The following is a 21,730-nucleotide window of genomic DNA, read 5'->3' on the forward strand; positions in this document are numbered from 1 at the left end:
ACACTCCGCGGCCTTCTCTTTCCCCATTTGCTCCCCCCGCCCCCCCCCGCCCCCCCCGCCGGCGGCGGCACCGATCAGGCTGCCGGTGTTGCCGCCAACGCTGCGGCCGATCACGTTGCCGCCTGCAGCGCCCAGGCCACCGCCGATGGCGGCTTCAGTCCGGTTGCGGCGGTCTGCGCCGACCGCGCCGCCTGCGGCACCACCCAGGCCTGCGCCAATTGCCGCACCGGTGCTACCGCCAATCTGCTGGCCGACCACTGAGCCAAGAACCCCGCCCAATGCACCGCCAACGCCCGCTTCCAGGTTGCCACCGGCAAGGGCGGAACCGGTCACGAGAGAAAGTGACAACAACAGAACCGAGGAGAATTTCATGTGGGCTATCTCATAGGGATGACGGCGCGATCGTGCAATTAACAATTACTTCAGGCAACGCAAATCCGACGAATAGCACGACCTGCGCACAAATAACTAAGCTGTTGTTTTGTATAGGGAACTTAGTTGTTTTTTAACGGTCATAGACCGCTTGTAGCCACTCTTTTTACCCGCTAATACAGGCGTTGCGCGCTGTTGGGTCAGATAATTGCAAACGATGTGGCAGGCAGTAAAATCACTTGGGAAATAATTTTTAACATATATTTCCCAACTAGTGAATGAACTTGTTTAAAGGCGTTTATACGTCTTCAAAAAAGGGCCGCTGATGACAGCGGCCCTGATCACCTCAGATAATCCGCGCCGTTTCTCTGGCCCGTTCGATCCGGATCGCAATAAACTTCGAGGTCGGCGTGTGGCTGCCGGCGCCGACGCTTTCCAGGGGTACCAGCGGGTTGACCTCTGGATAGTAAGCCGCAGCCTGACCGGCTGGAATGTCGAATGCCAGCAAGGTAAAGCCCTGCACACGACGTTCGTGGTCGTCACCCCAGATCGAGATCAGGTCCACTTTCTGGCCGGGCTGGAAGCCCAGCCGAATGATGTCTGCCTCATTGGCAAACACCACGTCACGCTGGCCCTTCACGCCCCGGTAACGGTCATCCAGGCCGTAGATGGTGGTGTTGTACTGGTCATGGGAGCGCATCGATTGCAGGATCAGGTCCGGCTGCTGGCCGGTGCTGCTCACGCGCTCGTCGATCAGGCTGCCCGGCAAGGCATTGGACTTGAAGTTGGCGCGGCCCGAGGCGGTGTTCCAGCGGCGTGAGCCGGCCGAGTTGCCCAGGTAGAAACCGCCCGGATTATCGACCCGGGTATTGAAGTCCTTGAAGCCTGGAATGGTATCGGCGATCAGCTCGCGGATGCGGCTGTAGTCTTCGATCAGCCACAGCCAGTCGACCGGCTTTTTGCCCAGAGTAGCGTTGGCGATGCCAGCAATGATGGCGGGCTCTGAGCGCATGTGTTTGGACAGCGGCTGCAACTGGCCGAACGAGGCGTGGACCATGCTGAACGAGTCTTCCACGGTAACCGCTTGCGCGCCGTTAGCCTGCTGGTCGATATCGGTGCGGCCGTAGCACGGCAGAATCAGTGCCTCCTTGCCGTGGAACAAATGGCTGCGGTTGAGCTTGGTACTGATCTGTACGGTCAGGTCGCAGTTCTGCAGGGCCGCCGCGGTACGCGGGGTGTCCGGGGTGGCCTGGGCGAAGTTGCCGCCCAGGGCAATGAACACCTTGGCGCGACCTTCGGCCATGGCGTGGATGGCCTCGACCACGTTATGGCCATTGTCACGCGGCACCTTGAACTGGAAGCGCTGCTCCAGCGCGTCGAGCAGGAACTTCGGCGGGCGCTCGTTGATGCCCATGGTGCGGTCGCCTTGCACGTTACTGTGACCGCGTACCGGGCACAGGCCGGCGCCTGGCTTGCCAATGTTGCCGCGCAGCAGCATCAGGTTGGAGATTTCCTGAATGGTCGCCACCGAGTGGCGGTGCTGGGTGATGCCCATCGCCCAGCACATGATCACGTTCTTGCCTTTGACGTACATGCGCGCGGCGCGCTCGATGTCGTCCAGCGGCAGGCCCGATTGCTCCAGGATCGATTCCCACGACGTGGCATCGATGGCCGCCAGGTAGTCGAGCACGCCGTCGGTGTGCTCATTGAGGAAGGTATGGTCGAAAACCGGCTCAGCGTTGTTGTCCTGAGCCTCGCGCTCCCACTGGCGCAGGAACTTGGCCATGCCGCGCAGCACGGCCATGTCGCCGCCCAGTGCCGGGCGGAAGAACGCGGTGTTGGTCGGCTTGTCGCTGTTGGTCAGCATCTCCACCGGGTGCTGCGGGTGCTGGAAACGCTCCAGGCCACGCTCTTTGAGCGGGTTGACCACCACCACCTGGGCACCGCGTTTTACTGCATCACGCAGCGGGTCAAGCATCCGTGGGTGGTTGGTGCCGGGGTTCTGGCCCCAGACGAAAATTGCGTCGGCGTGTTCGAAGTCGTCGAACGTCACTGTGCCTTTACCCACGCCGACGGCCTGCGACAAGGCTACGCCACTGGCCTCGTGGCACATGTTCGAGCAATCGGGGAAGTTGTTGGTGCCGTAGGCGCGCACAAACAATTGATAGAGATAAGCCGCTTCGTTGCTGGCCCGGCCGGAGGTATAGAACTCGGCCATGTTCTGGTTGGGCAGGTTGTTCAGGTGTTTGGCGATCAGCGCAAAGGCGTCGTCCCAGGCGATAGGCTTGTAGCGGTCGGTTTCGCGGTCGTAGACCATCGGCTCGGTCAGGCGGCCTTGATACTCCAGCCAGTAGTCGCTCTGCTCCAGCAGTTGCGTGACGCTGTGGCGGGCGAAGAACGCCGGGTCGACGCGGCGCTTGGTGGCTTCCCAGTTGACCGCTTTGGCGCCGTTTTCGCAGAACTTGACCATGCCGCTTTCCGGCGAGTCGCCCCAGGCGCAGCCCGGGCAGTCAAAGCCGCCGTTCTGGTTGGTCTTGAGCATGGCGCGCAGGTTCTTCAGCGCGTTGTCGCTGCCCAGCCAGGCTTGGGTCACGCTGATCAGTGCGCCCCAGCCACCGGCCGGACCCTTGTACGGCTTGTAGGCAGGTTTCGGTGTCTTGTCGGCTTGATGATGAGTCACGGTCGGTTCTCCATCGCAGGGCTGTAGACCCGCGGCGCACTGTGATGCGGCAGGTGAATCAGGTTGAGGTTATGGCTGCGCGCCCATTGCAGGGCAAGGCCGGTGGGCGACGACAGGCTGACCAGGGTCTGGATGCCTGCACGCAATGCCTTCTGGATCAGTTCCAGGCTGCAGCGGCTGGTGACGACGGCCACGCCACCGGCCAGGGGAATGTCCTGGCGGATCAGTGCACCGATAAGTTTGTCCAGAGCGTTATGCCGGCCGATGTCTTCGCGGCTGAGCAGCAATTGGCCCTGATTGTTCATGAACAGCGCGGCATGCACCGCGCCGCTGGACTTGCCCAGCGGCTGGAAGTCGCTGATGCGCTGGCGCAAGCCGTCCAGCCAGTGAATCGGTGGCAGCGGTGCCGGGGCCAAGGCATCGAGTTGCGGCAACGCCTGCTCAACCGCTTCGACACCGCACAGCCCGCAGCCAGTGGTGCCGGCCATCTGGCGGCGATTCTCTTTGAGCGCCCAAAATGCCCGGCTGGCGATTTCGACCTCGGCCTGCATGGCCGAGCCGCAGCCACTGAGGCTGAAGTCATAGATTTCGTCGCTTGACGCAATGATGCCGCTGCCCAGGCTGAAGCCGACAATGAAGTCTTCCAGGTCGGTCGGGCTGACCAGCATCACTGCCTGGCTGATGCCGTTGTAGGCAATGGCCAGCGCAACTTCTTCGGCCAGCGCGGTTTCGGCCGCCTGCAAGCCATCGAGGTGGGTGTACTGATAGGACTTACTGGCGCTGAGCGCAGGTGCATCCTGTGCCGACGCCGTGCTGACCGTGCGTTTGGCGTGCATGGGCTGGTATACCGGCAGATTGATAGCTCTAAGACTAGGCCGGTTGTCGGACTGCGTCTAATCGCTAGTTCTGATGCCGTGATAGATGACGTCGATCAATGCGCCGCAAGCAAGTTTCTGCTCTGCGCTTAGGCCGTGCACTGGCGCACAAGCCTGGTCAGCAGGTTATTTTTCGCTCAAGTCGAGAACTGTGCTCATCAGTTGGAAACACACCTGCGCCAAGGGCGAATGCGGTGCGGTGTTACGCATGATCAGGCCCAGCCGGGCCAGGGTGCGGGCGTCTTCGATGGGGTGCAGGCGCAAGGTGTCGCCCAGATCTTCCAGGCCGCCGGCCAGCGGCATGATTGCGCAGCACAGCCCGCCCTGGACGGCCTGCATCAGCTGATGAACGGCGTCGGTTTGCAACAGCGGCTGCGGTTGCAGGCCACGGCTCTGGAAGTTGTGATCGATGGATTGGCGAAAATGCATGCTGCCGGTCAGCAGGCCCAGTGGCAGATCCATCAGGTCGGCCCAGCTCAGGGGTTGTTCGCCAAACTGGAAATGGCGCTGATCATACAGCAGGCCCATATGGGTTTCGTTCAGCGGCAGGGCCTGGAAGCGGGTGGCGTCCAGCCGCTCGAAATACGACACGCCCAGGTCGATCTGGTTGCTCGACAACTGCTCAAGGATCTGTTCGGAACTGAGCGACGACAGGACGAACTGCAAGTTGGGGTGCAGTTGGTGCATGCGTTGCAGCAAGGGCAGCGGGTCGAAGCTCGACAGCGGCACTACGCCCAGGCGCAGCGTGCCGACCAGATGCCCACGGCAGGCGGCAGCTTCTGCCTGCAAGCCGTCATAGGCGGCCAGCACCGTGCGGGCCCAGGCCAGCACCCGTTCGCCCGGCGCGGTAAAACCTTCGAAACGCTGGCCGCGCTTGACCAGCTCCAGCTCCAGTTCCTGCTCAAGATTGCGCAGGCGCATCGACAGGGTGGGCTGGGTGATATTGCAGCGGGCAGCCGCCTGTCCGAAGTGCTGGGTCTCGTCGAGGGCAATCAGGAATTTCAGTTGCTTGATGTCCATCTTCACTCCGGGCGGTGGGCAGGCAGGCGACCGATTCTACGCATCCGTAACAGCTTTGAGACAGCCGGTTGCGTTGGTCGGCGCAACCGTTGCCGGCACCTGTGGCAACTATCGTTGTTGTGGCAGATGTCAATCAAGCCGTTAGGGAGGATGACCCGTGGGACTTATTGATTTCGTAAAAAGTGCAGGCGAAAAACTCGTCGACCTTATCACGCCGGGCCAGGCCGCTGCCCAGCAGCCTACTGCCGAGCAGTTGGCACACCGCCTCGATGAACTGGGTCTGGATAAGTCGAACGTTAATATCGCTGTACAAGATGGCAAGGTCGTGTTGACCGGCAATGTGGTGAATCAGGAACAGAAAGAAAAGATCGCGCTGGCGGCGGGCAATTGCGCAGGTATCGAGCAGGTTGATGACCAACTCACCGTCAGCGGCAGTCCCTCGCCAGGGGCTCAAGCGAACTTCGTGACGGTCGTATCGGGCGACACCCTGAGCAAGATTGCCAAGCGCGTCTATGGTGACCCGAACCAGTACCAGAAGATCTTCGAAGCCAACCAACCCATGCTCAGCCACCCGGATAAAATCTATCCGGGGCAGGTTCTGCGGATCCCCAACTGAGCGACATTAACCAGTAGAACTGTTTTGAATGTCCAGCCGCCTTCACGACCAGGGTCGTTCCCGTTGTATTTCAAGGCAGGGTCGGGACCGACCGGGCAGCGGCTCCTACGCCGTTGTGAGCCCTTCGAGCAGTGCCAGGTAGTCACCGACGGCGGCGAACTCTTCAGTGTTTTTCGGCCCCTGCTGGCTGTCGGGTTCACTGACCGCCAGCAAGTGGGCAACACCGTAGGCCCGGGCGCTGCGCAGGATTGGCAGGGTGTCGTCGATGAACAGGCTGCGCGCCGGGTCGAAGGCTGTGTCGGCGTGCAGAGCGTCCCAGAACTGCGGGTTTTCCTTGGGAAAGCCGTAGTCGTGAGAGCTGATCAGGCGCTCGAAGTAGGGCGCCAGCTCAATGCGTTCCAGCTTCAACGACAGCGAGTCGCGGTGGGCGTTGGTGATCATGATCACCCGTTTGCCGGCGCGCTGGATAGCGGCCAGAAAGGTCTGCGCATCCGGGCGCAGCGCGATCAGGTGGGCGACCTCCAGCTTGAGTTCACGAATCGGCAGTTTCAGCTCGCGGCTCCAGAAATCCAGGCAATACCAGTTCAGGGTGCCGGCGTTATCCACAAACAGCGGCTTGATCTCAAGCCAGGCCATGGCTTCGCTGATGCCATGCAGCTCGGCGTAGCGCCGCGGCAGGTGGTGCATCCAGAAGTGCTGGTCGAAGTGCAGGTCCAGCAGCGTGCCGTCCATGTCCAGCAGGACGGTGTCGATCTCGTTCCAGGGCAAGTCAGGCATACCGGTTTCTCTGTTGGCGACTGAAGGAAGATCTGGCACAGATCATGGGCAAAGCCACGTATAGTACTGCGCTCTTGCCAAGGAGTCTGTCATGCGCCAGAAACCCGATGTGCTTGCCCGAGAAATCGTCGCCAGCAGCCGTCTGTTCCGTGTCGAAGCCGTGCAGTTGCGTTTTGCCAACGGTGCCGAGCGAACTTATGAGCGACTGGTAGGGCGCGGCACCGGCCATGGCGCGGTGATGATTGTCGCGATGTACGACGCCGATCACGCGCTGCTGATCGAGGAATACTGCGGCGGCACTGAAGAGTATGAACTGTCGCTGCCCAAAGGGCTGGTCGAACCCGGCGAAGATGTATTGGCCGCTGCCAACCGAGAGCTCAAGGAAGAAGCCGGTTTTGGTGCCCGGCAACTGGAGCATCTGACCGAACTGTCGCTGTCGCCAGGCTACATGACCCAGAAAATTCAGGTGGTACTGGCCAGCGATCTGTATGAAGAGCGTCTGGAGGGCGATGAGCCCGAGCCGATCCGCGTCGACAAAATCAACCTGCGTGACCTGGCCAGCCTGGCGCAAAATCCCCGGTTCAGTGAAGGCCGTGCCCTGGCCGCGCTGTACCTGGCCCGTGATCTGTTGACCCAACGTGGACTCTACCTGCCATGAGCGAATTGCCTGACAACCTCCCCCATCCCCTATTGGCCCCGGTCGTGGAGCTGGCGCGGCGCGCCGGTGAGGCGATCCTGCCACACTGGCGCAGCGGCGTAGAGGTCACCGCCAAGGCTGATGATTCGCCGGTCACGGTGGCCGATCTGGCGGCGCACAAGGTGCTGGTCGAAGGTTTGCAGGCTCTGGACCCGAGCATTCATGTGTTGTCCGAAGAAGATGCCGATATTCCCCAGGCTGAACGTGCCAACTGGCAGCGCTGGTGGCTGGTCGATCCGCTGGACGGCACCAAGGAGTTCATTGCCGGCAGTGAAGAGTTCACCGTCAACGTCGCCTTGATCGAACGCGGCCGGGTGGTGTTCGGGGTGGTGTCGATGCCGACCAACGGTCGTTGCTGGTTCGGCGGTGCGGGTCTTGGCGCGTGGCGCAGCGAAGTGGCCGGGCCGTGTGAGGCCATTGGGGTCCGTGACAGCGCTGGCGCCGGCCAGCCGTTCACCGTGGTCGCCAGCCGCCGCCACACCAGTGCGCAGCAGGAGCAACTGCTCAATGGTCTGGCCGAAGGGCTGGGTGAGCTGCAACTGACCAATATCGGCAGCTCGCTGAAATTCTGCCTGCTGGCCGAAGGCAGCGCTGACTGCTACCCGCGTCTGGCCCCGACCTCGCAATGGGACACCGCTGCGGCACAAGGCGTGCTGGAAGGTGCCGGCGGTGTGGTGTTGCAGCTTGATGGCGAGCCGTTCAGCTACCCGCCACGCGAGTCGCTGCTCAACCCGTTCTTCGTCGCCCTGCCAGCCAACGCCCCATGGCGCGCCCGCCTGCTGGAGCTGGCCCGCAGCTAAAGGCACGCCCGTAGGACCGACTTCAGCCGGGAAGCCTTCGCGGCTAAAACGGATCGCCGCCCGGCTGCTCCTACAAGGCTCCGTGCTTGCTGAGCGGCCGTTCAGCGATGCACCACAAATTGCCCGATAAAACGCACCGCTTCTGCCTCGCTGCCTTGTTCACTGATGAACGTATGCAGCTCTAGCCGGGCGCGGCCGCGGCGTTGGTAGGTCGTCAGAAACCGCGCCCAGGCAGCCTGTTCGGGGGCGGTGCAGCAGGCCACGGCGTCGCTGCGCACCGGTAGCGGATAACTGATCTGGCCGTCCTGAATCACGATATGCCCATCCTCGATACCGGCTTCGCGCAGGCGCAGGTGCAGCCAGCCCCAGCCGGCCAGCACCGCGCCGCAATACAGGCTGCCGCCAAACAGCGTGCTCTTGTGGTTGACGTTGGGAGCCAGCGGCAAATGCAGGCGCAGGCGATGCGCCTGCCAGTCGATGACCTTGACGCCCATGTCGCGGGTCAGCGGGATGTCGTGGTGCAGAAGCTGTTCCAGGGCCAGGGCCGCTGCCGGGTTCATTCGTGGTCATCCTGTGAGGTCTGGCTGTCGCCAAAGGTCAGGCCATGCTTGCGCAGTTTGTCATGCAGGGTCTTGCGCGGCAGGCCCAGCGCTTCGGCCAGGCTGCGCACCGAGCTGTGCGGGCGGGTCAGTTCGGCAGCAATCAGGGTGCGCTCGAAATGCTCGACCTGCTCGCTCAGGCCACCGCTGTTGACCGGCTCCTGCTGGCGGGTCATGCCTTCAAGTTCCAGCTCCAGGCCCAACGCAAAGCGCTCGGCAGCGTTTTGCAGCTCGCGCACATTGCCCGGCCAGTTGTGGCGCAGCAGCAAGGCGCGTTGCCCCGGCCCCAGTTCGCGCTTGGCAATGCCATGACGCTGGCTGGCGCCGTCGGCGAAGTGTTCGAACAGCATCAGCACGTCTTCACCGCGCTCACGCAGCGGTGGAATGCGCAATGAGGCCACGTTGAGCCGGTAATACAGGTCAGCGCGAAACCGCCCCTGATCGGCGGACTGGCGCAGGTCTTCTTTGGTCGCAGCGATGACCCGGATATCCAGCGGGATCAACTGGTTGCTGCCCATGCGCTCGACGGCGCGTTCTTGTAGCAGGCGCAGCAGCTTGACTTGCACGTCCATGCTCATGCTTTCGATTTCATCGAGAAACACCGTGCCGCCATTGGCGAACTCGAACTTGCCGATGCGGCGCTTCTGCGCCCCGGTAAAGGCACCGGCTTCATGGCCGAACAGTTCGCTTTCGACCACCGACTCGGCCAGCGCCCCGGCGTTGATCGCCACGAAAGGCCCGCTGCGTCGGCTCGACAAATCATGCAGGGCGCGCGCCACGACCTCCTTGCCCGCACCGGTCTCGCCAAGAATCAAGACGTCGGCACGGGTCGCGGCGAGGGCGCCGATCTGCTCGCGCAGGCGCAACATCGAGGCCGACTGGCCGACCAGACGGGTGCTCAGTTGCTGGCGGTCGCTCAAAGCCACGCGCAGGCTGCGGTTGTCCAGCACCAGTTGGCGCAGGGCCAGGGCGCGGCGCACGCTGTCGAGCATGGCATCGCTGGGGAAGGGCTTTTCGAGAAAGTCATAGGCCCCGGCGCGCATGGCCTTGACCGCCAGCGGCACGTCGCCGTGACCGGTGATCAACAGCACCGGCAATTCGGGGTCCTGTTCATGCAACTGGGCCAGCAGTTCCATGCCGTCCATGCCACTCATGCGGATATCACTGATGACTACGCCGGGCCAGTCACGGCTGATGCGGCTGGCCAGGCCGGTGGCCTCGGACAGGCTCAGCACCTTCAGGCCGGCCAGGTCCAGGGTCTGCTTCAGGGCCTGGCGCAGAAACGAGTCGTCGTCGATCAGCACCACTTGTACCTGGCTGTCGATGGCGGTGTCCGGACTCATGCAGAAAGATCCTCGGGAGGTTGAAGGTTGGCGCCGGAGACGCCGCAGCGCAGGCGCAGGGTAATCAGCGCGCCGCCAGTGGTGTGGTTGGCCATCAGCAGTTCACCGCCCAGGGCACGCATCAGGGTATCGCAGATCGCCAGGCCCAGGCCCAGCCCCTGGGTGCTGGTCTTGGTGGTGAAGAACGGCTCACGGGCACGGGCCAGTGCTTCCTGGGAAAAACCGGGGCCATTGTCGCGAATGTACAGGTTGACGCCCTCGGCGGTGGACTCGGCACTGATCCACAGCTTGCGCGGCGGGCCTTTCTCGGTCAGGGCGTCCAGCGCATTGGCCAGCAGGTTGCCCAGCACCTGGCGCAACCGGGTTTCACCGGCCTGGACCCACAGCGTGGCGGCCGGCAGGTCACGAATCAGTTCCACGTCCATGGCCCGCCTGCGCTTGGCCAGCAGGGCCAGGGCATCTTCCAGCGCCGGTTGCAGGGCAACGCTTTCCGGGGCGTGGGCATCGCGCCGGGCGAACGCGCGCAGGTGGGCGATGATCGAGGCCATGCGCCCGGTCAGCTCGCCGATCAGCTTGAGGTTGCTGCGCGCGTCATCGGTGCGCTGATGGTCAAGGAGGATTTCGGCGTTGTCGGCATAGGTGCGGATTGCCGCCAGCGGCTGATTGAGCTCATGGCTGATACTCGCTGACATGGTGCCCAACGCTGACAGTTTGCCGGCCTGGACCAGTTCGTCCTGGGCGCGAACCAGTTCCTGCTGGGCCTGTTCGCGCTCCAGCACTTCCTGACGCAAGCGGCTGTTGAGGCCTTCCAGATCACTGGTACGCTCCATTACCCTCTGTTCCAGCTCACGGCGCGCCTTGCTCTCGAAGGCCAGGCGATCCAGGTAGTGGCGGCGGCGTTGCATCATCAGGCTGAGCAGCAGCATCAGCACCAGCAGCGTCGCGCCGCCCACCGCGACAAAGGTCCGCACCGGACGGTCGATCAGTACCTTGGGGGCCAGTACATTGGCGGTCCAGCCGGTTTCTTCGATCTCTTGAGTCTGGGTCAGCCAGGCCCGTTCATCGAGCTTGAGTGGGCGTGGCTCGCGGGTCGGGTAGGGCTGGATGGCGCCGATCGCGGTTTTTTCCTGCTCGCTCAGCGGCCGGGTGGCATGGAAGCGCCACTCGGGGTTGGAGGTCAGAATCACCACGCCGTTCTGGTCAGTGAGCAGCAGTTGCACCGGGGTTTTGCCCCACAGCGACTCGGTGTAGTCGAGGTCTACCTTGATCACCAGGACGCCCACCACTTCGCTGCCTTCACGCACTGGCGCGGCAAAGAAGTAACCGCGCTTGGCCGACGTGGTGCCCAGCCCGAAAAACCGCCCCAGCTTGCCCGCCAGGGCTTCATTGAAATACGGCCGGAACGAGAAGTTGCGCCCGACGAAGCTGTCGCGCTGGTCGAAGTTCGACGAAGCGAGGGTACGGCCGTCCTTGTTCATCAGATAGATGACGTCAGCACCGGTCTGCTGGGTGACCTCGCGCAGCGCATGGTTGGCACCGTCGATGGCGTTGAGGTCGGCCGGGGTGCTCAGGGCCGCGCGCAACGCTGGCAGATCGCCGAGGATTGGCGGCAGGGATTCGTAGCGGTGCAGGGTGGCAAGCAGGTTGGCCACATACAGGGCCAGGGTCTGACGGTTCTGGCTGGTCAGCTCATTGTGGTAGTAGCGCTCGGCCAGATGCTCCAGCGGCCAGAGCAGCGGCGCCAGGCATATCGCCACAAGAGCGAGGCTGCGCCAGCGGGGGCGACGTGCGGGAGCGGGAGTGTGGGTCATCGTCTACTGGCGTCTTCAAAGGCTGGTTTTGCACCCTGCGCATGGCCGGGTGCATCAGCCCGTATTATGCCTGCCGTGGCTGACTCAGGCACTCCAGTAATGCCTGCTGCCAGTCCGGCTGGCTGACGCCCCATTCACGCTGCAGCTTGCTGCAGTCGAGCCGTGAGTTCAGTGGCCGGGTGGCGGGGGTCGGGTAAGCGCTGGTGGGGATCGGCTCCAGACGGGCGCAGGGCTTGCCCTGAGCGGCCAGTTGCGCGCCAATCGCTTGGGCAAAGCCGAACCATGAGGTTTCGCCACTGGCGGTCAGATGGTACACACCCCATGCACCGGGCTGACCGTCGCGCCAGCGCTCGATCAGTTGCCGGGTGCTGTGGGCGATGGTCCCGGCCCAGGTCGGCGCGCCTACCTGGTCGGCCACCACCCGCAGTTCTTCACGTTCTTGCAGCAGCTTCTGCATGGTCAGCAGGAAGTTGCGACCGTACTGCGAATACACCCAACTGGTGCGCAAAATCAGATGCTGGCCGCCAACCGCCTGGATCGCCTGCTCGCCAGCCAGTTTACTGGCACCGTAAACACTGAGCGGATTGGGCGCATCCTGCTCGGTGTACGGCGCGGTGTGGCTGCCGTCGAATACATAGTCGGTGGAATAGTGGATCAGCGGCACGCCCAGTTGCGTGGCCGCTTCGGCGAGCAGGCCGGGGGCGGTGGCGTTGATGGTGTGGGCCAGATCGGTTTCGCTTTCAGCCTGATCGACGGCGGTATGTGCTGCGGCATTGATGATCAGCCCGGGCTGCCAGGCCCGCACCTGAGCCACGAGATTGCCCGGCTGGCTCAGGTCCAGCGCATCGCGGCCCAGTACCTGTAGATCGCCGAGATCGGCCAGGCTGTGCTGCAAATGCCGGGAAACCTGGCCATGCTGGCCAGTGATGAGAATTTTCATACGAACAGTTCTGCCTCGCTCAGGCGCTTGCCCTGCTGATCCTTGGCCGACAGCAGCGGGCTGAGCCCCTCCAGTTGCCAGTCGATGGCCAGCTCCGGATCGTCCCAACGAATGCAGCGCTCGGCCGCCGGGGTATAAAAATCAGTGGTTTTATACAGAAACTCGGCCGACTCGCTCAGCACCACGAAACCGTGGGCAAAGCCTTCAGGGATCCACAACTGGCGAAAATTGCTGCCCGACAGGCGTACTGCAACCCACTGGCCAAAGGTCGGTGAACTGCGGCGGATATCCACCGCCACATCGAGCACCTCGCCTGCGGTGACGCGCACCAGTTTGCCCTGGGCGTGCTCGATCTGATAATGCAGACCGCGCAGCACGCCCTTTTGCGAGCGTGAATGATTGTCCTGAACGAACTGCGGATTCAGGCCAGTGGCTTCGCTAAAGGCTCTGGCATTGAAACTCTCGTAGAAGAAGCCCCGATCATCGCCGAACACCTTGGGTTCGAGAATGAACACTTCGGGCAACTGGGTGGCAATCACATTCACTGGTTTTCCCCTGCAAGCTTGAACAGATATTGACCGTAACCAGTCTTGCCGAAGTACTGCGCACGCTCAAGCAACTGCGTCCGGTCGATCCAGCCGTTCTGGTAAGCGATCTCTTCAAGGCATGCGACCTTCAGGCCCTGACGGTGTTCGATCGTCTGTACGTAGGACGAGGCGTCGAGCAGGCTGTCATGGGTGCCGGTGTCGAGCCAGGCGAAACCCCGGCCGAAACGCTCGACCCGCAGATCGCCGCGTTGCAGGTAGGCATTGTTGACGTCGGTGATCTCCAGCTCGCCGCGTGGCGACGGCTTGACGGCCTTGGCGATGCGGATCACGTCGTTGTCGTAGAAGTACAGGCCGGTTACGGCATAGCTGGATTTCGGTGACTTGGGTTTTTCCTCGATGGACAAGGCCCGGCCGCTTTCGTCGAAGTCGATCACGCCGAAGCGCTCCGGGTCATTGACCCAGTAGCCAAACACCGTGGCGCCTTGTGTGTGTGCGGCGGCCTTGAGCAGTTGCTCACCGAAATGCTGGCCGTGGAAAATGTTGTCGCCCAGGATCAGGCACACCGGGTCGTTGCCGATAAATTGCTCACCAATCAGGAAGGCCTGGGCCAGCCCGTCGGGCCTGGCTTGTTCGGCGTACTGGAAATTGACCCCGAACTGGCTGCCGTCACCCAGCAGGTTACGGTACTGCGGCAGGTCGTGAGGCGTGGAGATGATCAGAATGTCTTGAATACCGGCCAGCATCAGCACCGACAGCGGGTAGTAGATCATCGGTTTGTCGTAGATCGGCAGCAACTGCTTGGATACGCCGAGGGTGATCGGGTGAAGACGTGTTCCGGAGCCTCCGGCAAGTACGATTCCCTTGGTCATGCAATAAGATCCTTGTGGTCAGTAAAGCCGAGTCGCTGGCCCTGATAGCTGCCGTCCTGCACCCGGCGGCACCATTCGAGGTTGTCCAGGTACCAGGTGACGGTCTTGCGCAGGCCGGACTCGAACGTTTCTTCCGGGGTCCAGCCCAGTTGTTTATCGATCTTGCTGGCGTCGATGGCGTAGCGCAGGTCATGGCCTGGGCGGTCCACCACATGGGTGATCAGGTCGCTATAGCGGGTCACGCCTGCGGGGTGCTGCGGTGCCAGCTCTTCGAGCAGGGCACAGATGCCCTGTACCACATCGATGTTCTTCTGCTCGTTGTGGCCGCCGATATTGTAGGTCTCGCCGACCACGCCCTCGGTCACCACCTTGTACAGCGCCCTGGCGTGGTCCTCGACGTACAGCCAGTCGCGCACTTGCTGGCCGTTGCCATACACCGGCAGCGGCTTGCCTGCCAACGCGTTGAGAATCATCAGCGGGATGAGCTTTTCCGGGAAGTGAAACGGCCCGTAGTTGTTCGAACAGTTGGTGACGATCACCGGCAGGCCGTAAGTGCGCTGCCAGGCGCGGACCAGGTGGTCCGAGGCGGCCTTGCTCGCCGAATAGGGCGAGCTGGGCGCGTACGGTGTGGTTTCAGTGAACAGGTCATCGGCGCCATGCAGGTCGCCGTACACCTCGTCGGTGGAGATGTGATGAAAGCGAAACGCCTGACGCTCGGCCGCCGACAGCTTGAGCCAGTAGTTGCGGGTCGCTTCAAGCAGGCTGTAGGTGCCGACGATGTTGGTCTGGATGAACTCGGCCGGGCCATCGATGGAGCGGTCGACATGCGACTCGGCGGCCAGGTGCATGATGGCGTGGGGCGCGAAGCGTTCCAGTACGGCGCTGACGGTCGCCTGATCGCCGATATCGGCCTGGACGAACTCGTAGCGGGTGTTGTTGGCAATCGAGGTCAGGGATTCGAGGTTGCCGGCGTAGGTCAGCTTGTCGAGGTTCAGGACTTCATGTCCGGTGTTGTCGATCAGATGCCGGATCAGGGCTGACCCGATAAAACCTGCGCCGCCGGTGACGAGTATTCGCATGTGCTGGCCTTTCTTCCTTAATGAAGGGGCGATTGAACGTTTATGCAGCATAGCTTGTGGGTGTGTGCCCATGTGCGCAAGCAGGATCAGGCAAGATGGCAGCCAGGGGTGATGAAAATATTCGATGATCCGGGTCAGACATGCCATAAATCTGCCGTCGCCAAACCGCAGGGTGCTGGGCGGTATCCTGCGCTCACTCTATAGTGGTGCGATTGCTGCGTTGTCGTTTGTCCCGGAATCTGTCTGCCGAGGTTGTTGCATGCCGCTTGCCACCCTGATCCGCCGCTCAAGCCTGCCCTGCCCGCAAGTGGGTGTCGACCAGGCCCTGTCATTGCTGCAGACGCATTACGGCCTCAGTGGCTCGCTCAAGGCGTTGGGCAGCCAGCAGGACTGCAACCTGCTGCTCGACACCGGCACCCGGCGCTATGTGCTGAAGATCTGCCACGGCGACTACAGCACCCTGGAGCTGGCTGCCCAGCACGCCGCCCTGAAGCATCTGAGCGGCCGTCCAGGCATGCGCGTGCCAGCGGTGATCAGCGCCCTCAATGGCGAGCAGTTGCTGTCGCTGGAACTGGCCGGGCAGGCGGTGCATGTCCGGCTGCTGGAATTCATCGACGGCCAGTCGCTGGGCAACGCCGGTTATCTGGGGCTTGAGGTGGTCACCGCGCTGGGCGAGCTGTGTGCCAGGGTCGATCTGGCTTTGCAAGACTTCAGCCATCCGGGCCTGGAGCGCATCCTGCAGTGGGACCCGCGGCATGCCAACGCGCTGGCCCGCCACTTGCTGCCGGTGATCGAGGACGGCGACGAACGGGTCTGCCTGCGCGAGGCCGTTGAACAGGCCCGGCAGCGCCTGACACCGCTGATCCCGGCTCTGGCGCTGCAAGCGGTGCATCTGGATATCACCGAACACAATGTGGTCTGGGCGCGCGACGGGCAACGTCACTGGCAGATGCAGGGGTTGATCGACTTCGGCGACCTGCTCACGACCTGGCGGGTGGCCGACCTGTCAGTGACCTGTGCGGCACTGCTGCACCATGCCGAAGGCGACCCGCTGTATATCCTGCCGGCAATCCGCGCCTATCACGCGCTCAACCCGTTGCGGGTCGAGGAACTCAAAGCGCTGTGGCCACTGATCGTTGCCCGCGCAACGGTGCTGGTGCTCAGCAGCGAACAGCAGGCCAGCGTCGAGCCGGGCAACCACTACATCCAGGCCAACCTGGAAGGCGAGTGGGCGATTTTCGATGTCGCCACCTCGGTGCCCATGGCGTTGATGGAAGCGGCGATTCTCGCTGCGGTTGGCGTTGCGATCGAGCCGTTGCCGCAACCTGCCTGGCGGCCGTTGCTGCCGAGCCTGGCCGGGCAGGGCTTCTGCAGCGTGGACCTGGGCGTGCTCAGCGAGCACTTCGAGGCCGGCAACTGGGAGCAGGACGGTATCGACGAACGATTACTGGCCCTGACCGCGCGCCAGGTCGGGCTGGCCGCCAGCCGTTATGGGGAATACCGCCTGTCGCGGACCCTGCCCGACAGCGCCCGTGAACCCGATACCTTTGCTCTGCATGTTGAACTGCACATGCCCGCCGGTACGCCGCTGCACGCGCCGCTCGATGCCACCCTGCGCCAGACTGCCGATGCGGCGCTGGTGCTGGTCGGCGAAAGCTTCAGCCTGCGGCTGTGGGGGGTGAACAGTACGCTGCCGTGCGCCACCTCACTGAGTGCCGGGCAGTTGCTGGGCACCTGTGATGGCATCCTGTTGCTGCAACTGTGCAGCGAGCCCGGCATCAATGCGCCATTGTTTGCCACCCCCGGCTGGGCTGCGGCCTGGCGCCACCTGTGCCCGTCGCCGGCGGGGCTGCTGGGCTTTGCCTGTGATGCCGCGCCGTTGCCGGACCCGGCGGCATTGCTGGCGCGCCGCGATGCCAGCTTTGCCCGCTCACAAAAACACTACTATCAGGCCCCGCCGCAGATCGAGCGTGGCTGGCGCAACCACCTGATCGACATGCAGGGCCGCTCGTATCTGGACATGCTCAACAACGTGGCGGTGCTGGGCCATGGTCACCCGCGCATGGCCCGTGAGGCGGCGCGCCAGTGGTCAATGCTCAATACCAACTCGCGCTTTCACTATGCCGCGATTGCCGAATTCTCCGAGCGCCTGCTCAAACTGGCGCCGCCGGGTATGGACCGGGTATTTCTGGTCAATAGCGGCACTGAAGCCAACGACCTGGCGATCCGCCTGGCCTGGGCCTTTAGCGGCGGGCGCGACATGCTTAGCGTGCTGGAGGCCTACCACGGCTGGTCAGTGGCCACCGACGCGATCTCCACCTCGATTGCTGACAACCCGCAAGCGCTGACCACCCGCCCGGACTGGGTGCACCCGGTGACGGCGCCCAATACCTATCGTGGTCCGTTTCGTGGCCCTGCCAGTACCGCCGACTACGTACGCGATGTCGAACAGACCCTGGCCAGGCTGGACGAGCAGGGCCGCCAGGTGGCCGGTTTCATCTGCGAACCGGTGTATGGCAACGCCGGCGGCATCCCCCTGCCACCGGGTTACTTGCAGCAGGTCTACCAGCAAGTGCGCGAGCGTGGCGGGGTGACCATTGCCGACGAAGTCCAGGTCGGCTATGGCCGCTTGGGTGAGTACTTCTGGGGATTCGAAGAGCAGGGTGTGGTGCCGGACATCATTACCCTGGCCAAGGGCATGGGTAACGGCCATCCGCTGGGCGCCGTGATCACCCGCCGCGAGATCGCCGAGGCGCTGGAAGCCGAAGGCTATTTCTTCTCATCGGCCGGTGGCAGCCCGGTCAGTTGCCGGATCGGCATGGCCGTACTCGACGTACTGGAACAGGAAAAACTCTGGGACAACGCCCGCACCACAGGCGCCCACTTCAAGGCCCGGCTGCAAGCGCTGACCGATAAACATCCGCTGGTCGGCGCCGTGCATGGCATGGGCTTCTACCTGGGTGTGGAACTGGTTCGCGACCCACAGACCCTGGAACCCGCCAGCGAAGAAACCGCCTACCTGTGCGATCGCCTGCGCGAGCTGGGCATCTTCATGCAACCGACCGGCGACTACCTCAACATCCTCAAAATCAAACCCCCTATGTGCACCACCCGGCAAAGCGTCGACTTCTTCGTCGACAGCGTTTCCAGAGTCCTGCGCGAACTGGAATGATTGTTGCTGCCGCTGCCGCTGCCGCTGCCGCTGCCGCTGTTTGAGCTTTTGCTCTTTGAGCCGGGTTATCACAGACACCGCCAAACGCGACGATTGGCGCAGGCCGAATGGAGGTGTTGCGTAGGGGGAGAACCGGCATGGATGCCGGTTCAGGCGCCCGCCCCATGGATGGGGCATTGGGCGCCGGCCCCCGGTCCATACACCATAACCAAAGTAACCCGCCCGTCGGGGCGGAACCGGCAGCGCAGGCAACCGCGGCAATGATCCTTACCCAGAGCGAAAGATCTTCGCGGCTAAAGCCGCTCCTCCAACGCACGTTTGTTTTATCGATTTATATCGGTAAAAATTCGCAGTAGATATATAAATTGTTACTTAATTCATTTTAAATCCGATTTTTATCGGCTATAAAGACGCTCAGATTGTCATGGCGCTCTTGCTATGGTGATAAAACCCTCGAACTTCGACGGTTCTCTGGAGTCCTGATAACCATGACCACACTCAACAGCACCCCCCGCGCCGACGGCTTCCACATGCCCGCCGAATGGGCCGCGCAAACCCAGGTCTGGATGATCTGGCCCGAGCGCCCCGATAACTGGCGCCTGGGCGGCAAACCGGTGCAGGCCGCGCATGTCGAACTGGCCAAAGCCATCGCCCGCTTCGAACCCGTCACCGTCGGCGTTTCAGCCGCGCAATACGACAACGCCGTGGCCTCTCTGGATGTACCCAACATCAGGGTTGTAGAGATCAGTAACGACGACGCCTGGGTACGTGACACCGGCCCGACCTTCGTCATCAACCAGCACGGCGAAGTGCGTGGCGTCGATTGGGACTTTAACGCCTGGGGCGGCTTCGACGGTGGCCTTTACTGGCCATGGAACCGCGACTCGCAAGTGGCCGGCAAGATCCTCGGTATCGAGCGCAGTGCACGCTACGTCACGCCGGGCTTCGTGCTCGAAGGCGGCTCGATTCATGTCGACGGCGAAGGCACGGTACTGACCACCGAAGAGTGCCTGCTCAACCGCAACCGTAACCCGCACCTGAACCGCGAGCAGATCGAGGCGGTACTGAGCGACAACCTCGGGGTCGACAAAGTCATCTGGCTGCCCGACGGGTTGTTCAACGATGAAACCGACGGCCATGTGGATAACTTCTGCTGCTACGTCCGTCCGGGCGAAGTGCTGCTGGCCTGGACCGACGATCCGCAAGACCCCAACTACCCCCGTTGCCAGGCTGCCTTGCAGGTCTTGGAGAACAGCCGTGATGCTCGTGGCAGAGCGTTCGTCGTGCACAAGATGCCGATTCCTGGGCCGCTTTTTGCCACTGCCGAAGAGTGCGCGGGTGTCGATAAGGTGCACGGTAGCCAGGAGCGCGATCCTTCGGTGCGGCTGGCCGGCTCCTACGTGAACTTCCTGATCGTCAATGGCGGCATCATTGCCCCCGCGTTCGACGACCCGCTGGACGCCACCGCGCTGGAAATTCTCCAGCGTGTATTTCCGGAACACGAAGTGGTCATGGTGCCGGGCCGTGAACTGCTGCTTGGCGGGGGCAATATTCACTGCCTGACCCAGCAGCAGCCGGCTCCACGCTACCAGGACGCCTGAGTCGCACGCGAGTTGGTCCTGTTTTTGCTGTGCTTTTGGTGAGAGAAGCCCATCCTCGGATGGGCTTTTTGTGAGTAATACGCGGTCACATTTGGCTCCAAACCAAATGGCCATTATTCGGATGGGCGGCTGGGCGATTCGCTTGGCTGTAACAAAGCCCCCGTAAATTTGCCCGCTCATGAACCAAGAGGTTGTCCCACTATGAACGCAGGTATCAACCCGTACTCGACGCGGGGTCTTTCTGCCAGTAGCGAGGCTCGACAGATCATGGCTGACTGGTTGCGCCTGACCCGGGTTGCCAAACCCGAGCCCGATGCCCGGATGACAATGCTGTTACAGCGTTATCCACATGGCTTGTTCAGCGAAGCAGAGCTGCAAGAGTTGCTTGCCATTCTTAAAGACTGATTCTCATTTACGCTTTAATGGCTCTGGAACAAGCCTTTGCGCGTTTGACACCCCGGCGGCGCAGGACTAGCATCCTGCCCCCAGCGGCTGTGGTCAGTCGTCATGTAAATGCATCAGTAGTCCACTGCGATGATTTCGTGCGGTTTTCAGCAGGTCGATATCGATCCCTGAAAAGCCCAGAGCAACCCGAGGGGGGGTTGCGGCCACAGCGCGTTATTCAATCGCACATAGGGAAAACAAGATGCTTAACAAACGTATTGGCGTACTCGCACTGGGCGTTCTCAGCGCCACTCAGGTCATGGCGCAAAGCCAGGCCGATTCCAAGGGGTTCGTCGAAGACAGCCATCTGACCCTGAATCTGCGTAACGCTTATATCAATCGCGATTACAAAGACACGCCGAGCAGCGCTCAGGACCCGGCCGAGTGGGGCCAGGCGTTCATGGGTACCTTCACCTCCGGCTTCACCCAAGGCACCGTGGGTGTGGGTGTTGATGCATTCGGTTACTACGCCGTGCGTCTGGACGGCGGAAAAGGCCGTAGCGGCGCAGGTGGTATCGACTTCTTCAAGCAAGGCGACAGCGGTCAGGCCGCTGATGACCTGGCCCGCTTTGGTGCTGCGGTCAAGGCGCGGATCTCCAATACCGTGATCAAGTACGGCGACCAACAGCCAGCGCTGCCGGTCCTGAGCTACGACAACGGTCGTCTGCTGCCAGAGAGCTTCACCGGTACTTACATCACTTCCCAGGAAATCGAAAACCTGGAAGTGGTTGCCGGTCGCTTCACCAGCGAAGTGCGCAAGAGCGCCACTGGCCATGACAGCGGCGGCCTGAAAAGCATCAATGTCTGGGGTGCCAAGTACAAGTTCAACGACGCCTTCAGCGCGGCTTACTACGCTGCCGACAACGAAGACTCGGGCAAGAAGCAATACGTGAACCTGAACTACGTGTTCGCGCTGCCGCAAGACCAGTCGCTGACTCTGGACTTCAACGGCTACAAGACCAAACTGGATCGTGACTACGCGGCGGCCGATGACGCGCGTGACAACAAGATCTGGAGCCTGGCGGCTACCTGGGCTGTCGGTATCCACAGCTTCACCCTGGCGCACCAGCGCAGCAGCGGTGAAACCGGCTACGACTACGGCGGCTACAAGAGTGCCGGTTCTTATGGCGATGGCGGCAACTCCATCTACCTGGCCAACTCCTACTGGTCGGACTTCAACGGCAAGGACGAGCGTTCCTGGCAAGTGGCCTACGGCGTCGACCTGTCCGGTCTGGTGCTGCCTGGCCTGAGCTACAAGACCGCCTACGTGCGTGGCACCAACATCGACGACGGCGTGCACGATGGTCGTGGCGAAGAGCGTGAAATCTTCAGCCAGCTGACCTACGTGGTGCAGAGCGGTCCAGCCAAGGACCTGTCGCTGCGTCTGCGTAACTCGTTCCTGCGCGTGTCCGAAGATGCCAAAGGCTACAACCGCGAAGGTAACGAAACGCGAATCTTCGTTGATTACCCGATCAACGTCTTCTAAG

General features: G+C 62.3%; 19 protein-coding genes. 7 read left to right on the forward strand and 12 right to left on the reverse strand.

Annotation, left to right across the window (positions count from 1 at the left end):
• The 4 genes from NRB16_RS26315 to NRB16_RS26330 form a co-directional block, all read right to left on the reverse strand.
• A partial coding sequence (locus NRB16_RS26315) for a glycine zipper domain-containing protein (RefSeq protein ID WP_257107314.1) occupies window positions 1–372 on the reverse strand: 372 nt, incomplete at its 3' end.
• Between the two features lie 346 nt (window positions 373–718).
• Window positions 719–3,052, reverse strand: a complete 2,334-nt coding sequence (locus NRB16_RS26320) for an FdhF/YdeP family oxidoreductase (RefSeq protein ID WP_257107315.1) — start codon at window positions 3,050–3,052, stop codon at window positions 719–721.
• Window positions 3,049–3,888 (reverse strand): formate dehydrogenase accessory sulfurtransferase FdhD, encoded by an 840-nt coding sequence (gene fdhD, locus NRB16_RS26325; protein WP_045485728.1) that lies wholly within the window; start codon window positions 3,886–3,888, stop codon window positions 3,049–3,051. The genes NRB16_RS26320 and fdhD overlap by 4 nt, the downstream gene beginning before the upstream one ends.
• A gap of 165 nt (window positions 3,889–4,053) precedes the next feature.
• Complete coding sequence (locus tag NRB16_RS26330; protein WP_253142721.1) at window positions 4,054–4,947, reverse strand: LysR family transcriptional regulator; 894 nt, start codon at window positions 4,945–4,947, stop codon at window positions 4,054–4,056.
• 157 nt (window positions 4,948–5,104) lie between these two features.
• Here NRB16_RS26330 and lysM point away from each other — a divergent pair, with 157 nt between their 5' ends.
• Window positions 5,105–5,563 carry a peptidoglycan-binding protein LysM gene (gene lysM / locus NRB16_RS26335; protein WP_253142722.1) on the forward strand — a complete coding sequence of 153 codons (459 nt, stop codon included), beginning with the start codon at window positions 5,105–5,107 and terminating at the stop codon, window positions 5,561–5,563.
• A gap of 105 nt (window positions 5,564–5,668) precedes the next feature.
• On the opposite strand, the gene yrfG is transcribed toward lysM, so the two are convergent.
• Window positions 5,669–6,340 (reverse strand): GMP/IMP nucleotidase, encoded by a 672-nt coding sequence (yrfG, locus tag NRB16_RS26340; RefSeq protein WP_045485738.1) that lies wholly within the window; start codon window positions 6,338–6,340, stop codon window positions 5,669–5,671.
• Window positions 6,341–6,431: 91 nt separating this feature from the next.
• On the opposite strand from yrfG, the gene nudE reads away from it, so the two are divergent.
• Window positions 6,432–6,998, forward strand: coding sequence for an ADP compounds hydrolase NudE (gene nudE / locus NRB16_RS26345; RefSeq protein ID WP_045485741.1), 567 nt, complete (start codon window positions 6,432–6,434; stop codon window positions 6,996–6,998).
• Window positions 6,995–7,837, forward strand: coding sequence for a 3'(2'),5'-bisphosphate nucleotidase CysQ (cysQ, locus tag NRB16_RS26350; RefSeq protein ID WP_045485744.1), 843 nt, complete (start codon window positions 6,995–6,997; stop codon window positions 7,835–7,837). The genes nudE and cysQ overlap by 4 nt, the downstream gene beginning before the upstream one ends.
• 101 nt (window positions 7,838–7,938) lie before the next feature.
• Here cysQ and NRB16_RS26355 read toward each other — a convergent pair whose 3' ends face one another.
• The 7 genes from NRB16_RS26355 to rfbB all read right to left on the reverse strand — a co-directional run bounded on the left by NRB16_RS26355 (window position 7,939) and on the right by rfbB (window position 15,026).
• The gene (locus NRB16_RS26355; RefSeq protein ID WP_253142723.1) at window positions 7,939–8,397 is read right to left on the reverse strand and encodes a YiiD C-terminal domain-containing protein; all 459 of its coding nucleotides are present in this window, start codon (window positions 8,395–8,397) and stop codon (window positions 7,939–7,941) included.
• Window positions 8,394–9,779: a sigma-54 dependent transcriptional regulator gene (locus NRB16_RS26360; protein ID WP_045485750.1), complete on the reverse strand. Its 1,386-nt coding sequence runs from the start codon at window positions 9,777–9,779 to the stop codon at window positions 8,394–8,396. Before NRB16_RS26360 ends, NRB16_RS26355 begins: the two co-directional genes overlap by 4 nt.
• Entirely contained in the window at window positions 9,776–11,590 is a 1,815-nt protein-coding gene (locus tag NRB16_RS26365; protein WP_045485753.1) for an ATP-binding protein, read from the reverse strand. The genes NRB16_RS26360 and NRB16_RS26365 overlap by 4 nt, the downstream gene beginning before the upstream one ends.
• 64 nt (window positions 11,591–11,654) lie before the next feature.
• The gene (gene rfbD / locus NRB16_RS26370; protein ID WP_257107316.1) at window positions 11,655–12,530 is read right to left on the reverse strand and encodes a dTDP-4-dehydrorhamnose reductase; all 876 of its coding nucleotides are present in this window, start codon (window positions 12,528–12,530) and stop codon (window positions 11,655–11,657) included.
• Window positions 12,527–13,075, reverse strand: coding sequence for a dTDP-4-dehydrorhamnose 3,5-epimerase (gene rfbC / locus NRB16_RS26375; RefSeq protein WP_257107317.1), 549 nt, complete (start codon window positions 13,073–13,075; stop codon window positions 12,527–12,529). Before rfbC ends, rfbD begins: the two co-directional genes overlap by 4 nt.
• Window positions 13,072–13,947 carry a glucose-1-phosphate thymidylyltransferase RfbA gene (gene rfbA, locus NRB16_RS26380; protein ID WP_045485762.1) on the reverse strand — a complete coding sequence of 292 codons (876 nt, stop codon included), beginning with the start codon at window positions 13,945–13,947 and terminating at the stop codon, window positions 13,072–13,074. Before rfbA ends, rfbC begins: the two co-directional genes overlap by 4 nt.
• Window positions 13,944–15,026 carry a dTDP-glucose 4,6-dehydratase gene (rfbB, locus tag NRB16_RS26385; protein ID WP_253142727.1) on the reverse strand — a complete coding sequence of 361 codons (1,083 nt, stop codon included), beginning with the start codon at window positions 15,024–15,026 and terminating at the stop codon, window positions 13,944–13,946. Before rfbB ends, rfbA begins: the two co-directional genes overlap by 4 nt.
• 259 nt (window positions 15,027–15,285) lie before the next feature.
• Here rfbB and NRB16_RS26390 point away from each other — a divergent pair, with 259 nt between their 5' ends.
• From NRB16_RS26390 to NRB16_RS26405, 4 genes are all read left to right on the forward strand, one after another.
• Window positions 15,286–18,198 (forward strand): aminotransferase, encoded by a 2,913-nt coding sequence (locus NRB16_RS26390; RefSeq protein ID WP_257107318.1) that lies wholly within the window; start codon window positions 15,286–15,288, stop codon window positions 18,196–18,198.
• Between the two features lie 488 nt (window positions 18,199–18,686).
• Complete coding sequence (aguA, locus tag NRB16_RS26395; RefSeq protein WP_253142729.1) at window positions 18,687–19,799, forward strand: agmatine deiminase; 1,113 nt, start codon at window positions 18,687–18,689, stop codon at window positions 19,797–19,799.
• 201 nt (window positions 19,800–20,000) lie between these two features.
• Entirely contained in the window at window positions 20,001–20,204 is a 204-nt protein-coding gene (locus NRB16_RS26400) for a hypothetical protein (RefSeq protein ID WP_253142730.1), read from the forward strand.
• Between the two features lie 241 nt (window positions 20,205–20,445).
• Window positions 20,446–21,729 (forward strand): OprD family porin, encoded by a 1,284-nt coding sequence (locus NRB16_RS26405; RefSeq protein ID WP_257107319.1) that lies wholly within the window; start codon window positions 20,446–20,448, stop codon window positions 21,727–21,729.
• Window position 21,730: the final 1 nt, after the last annotated feature.

This window comes from Pseudomonas sp. LJDD11, assembly GCF_024584215.1.
Lineage (GTDB): Bacteria > Pseudomonadota > Gammaproteobacteria > Pseudomonadales > Pseudomonadaceae > Aquipseudomonas.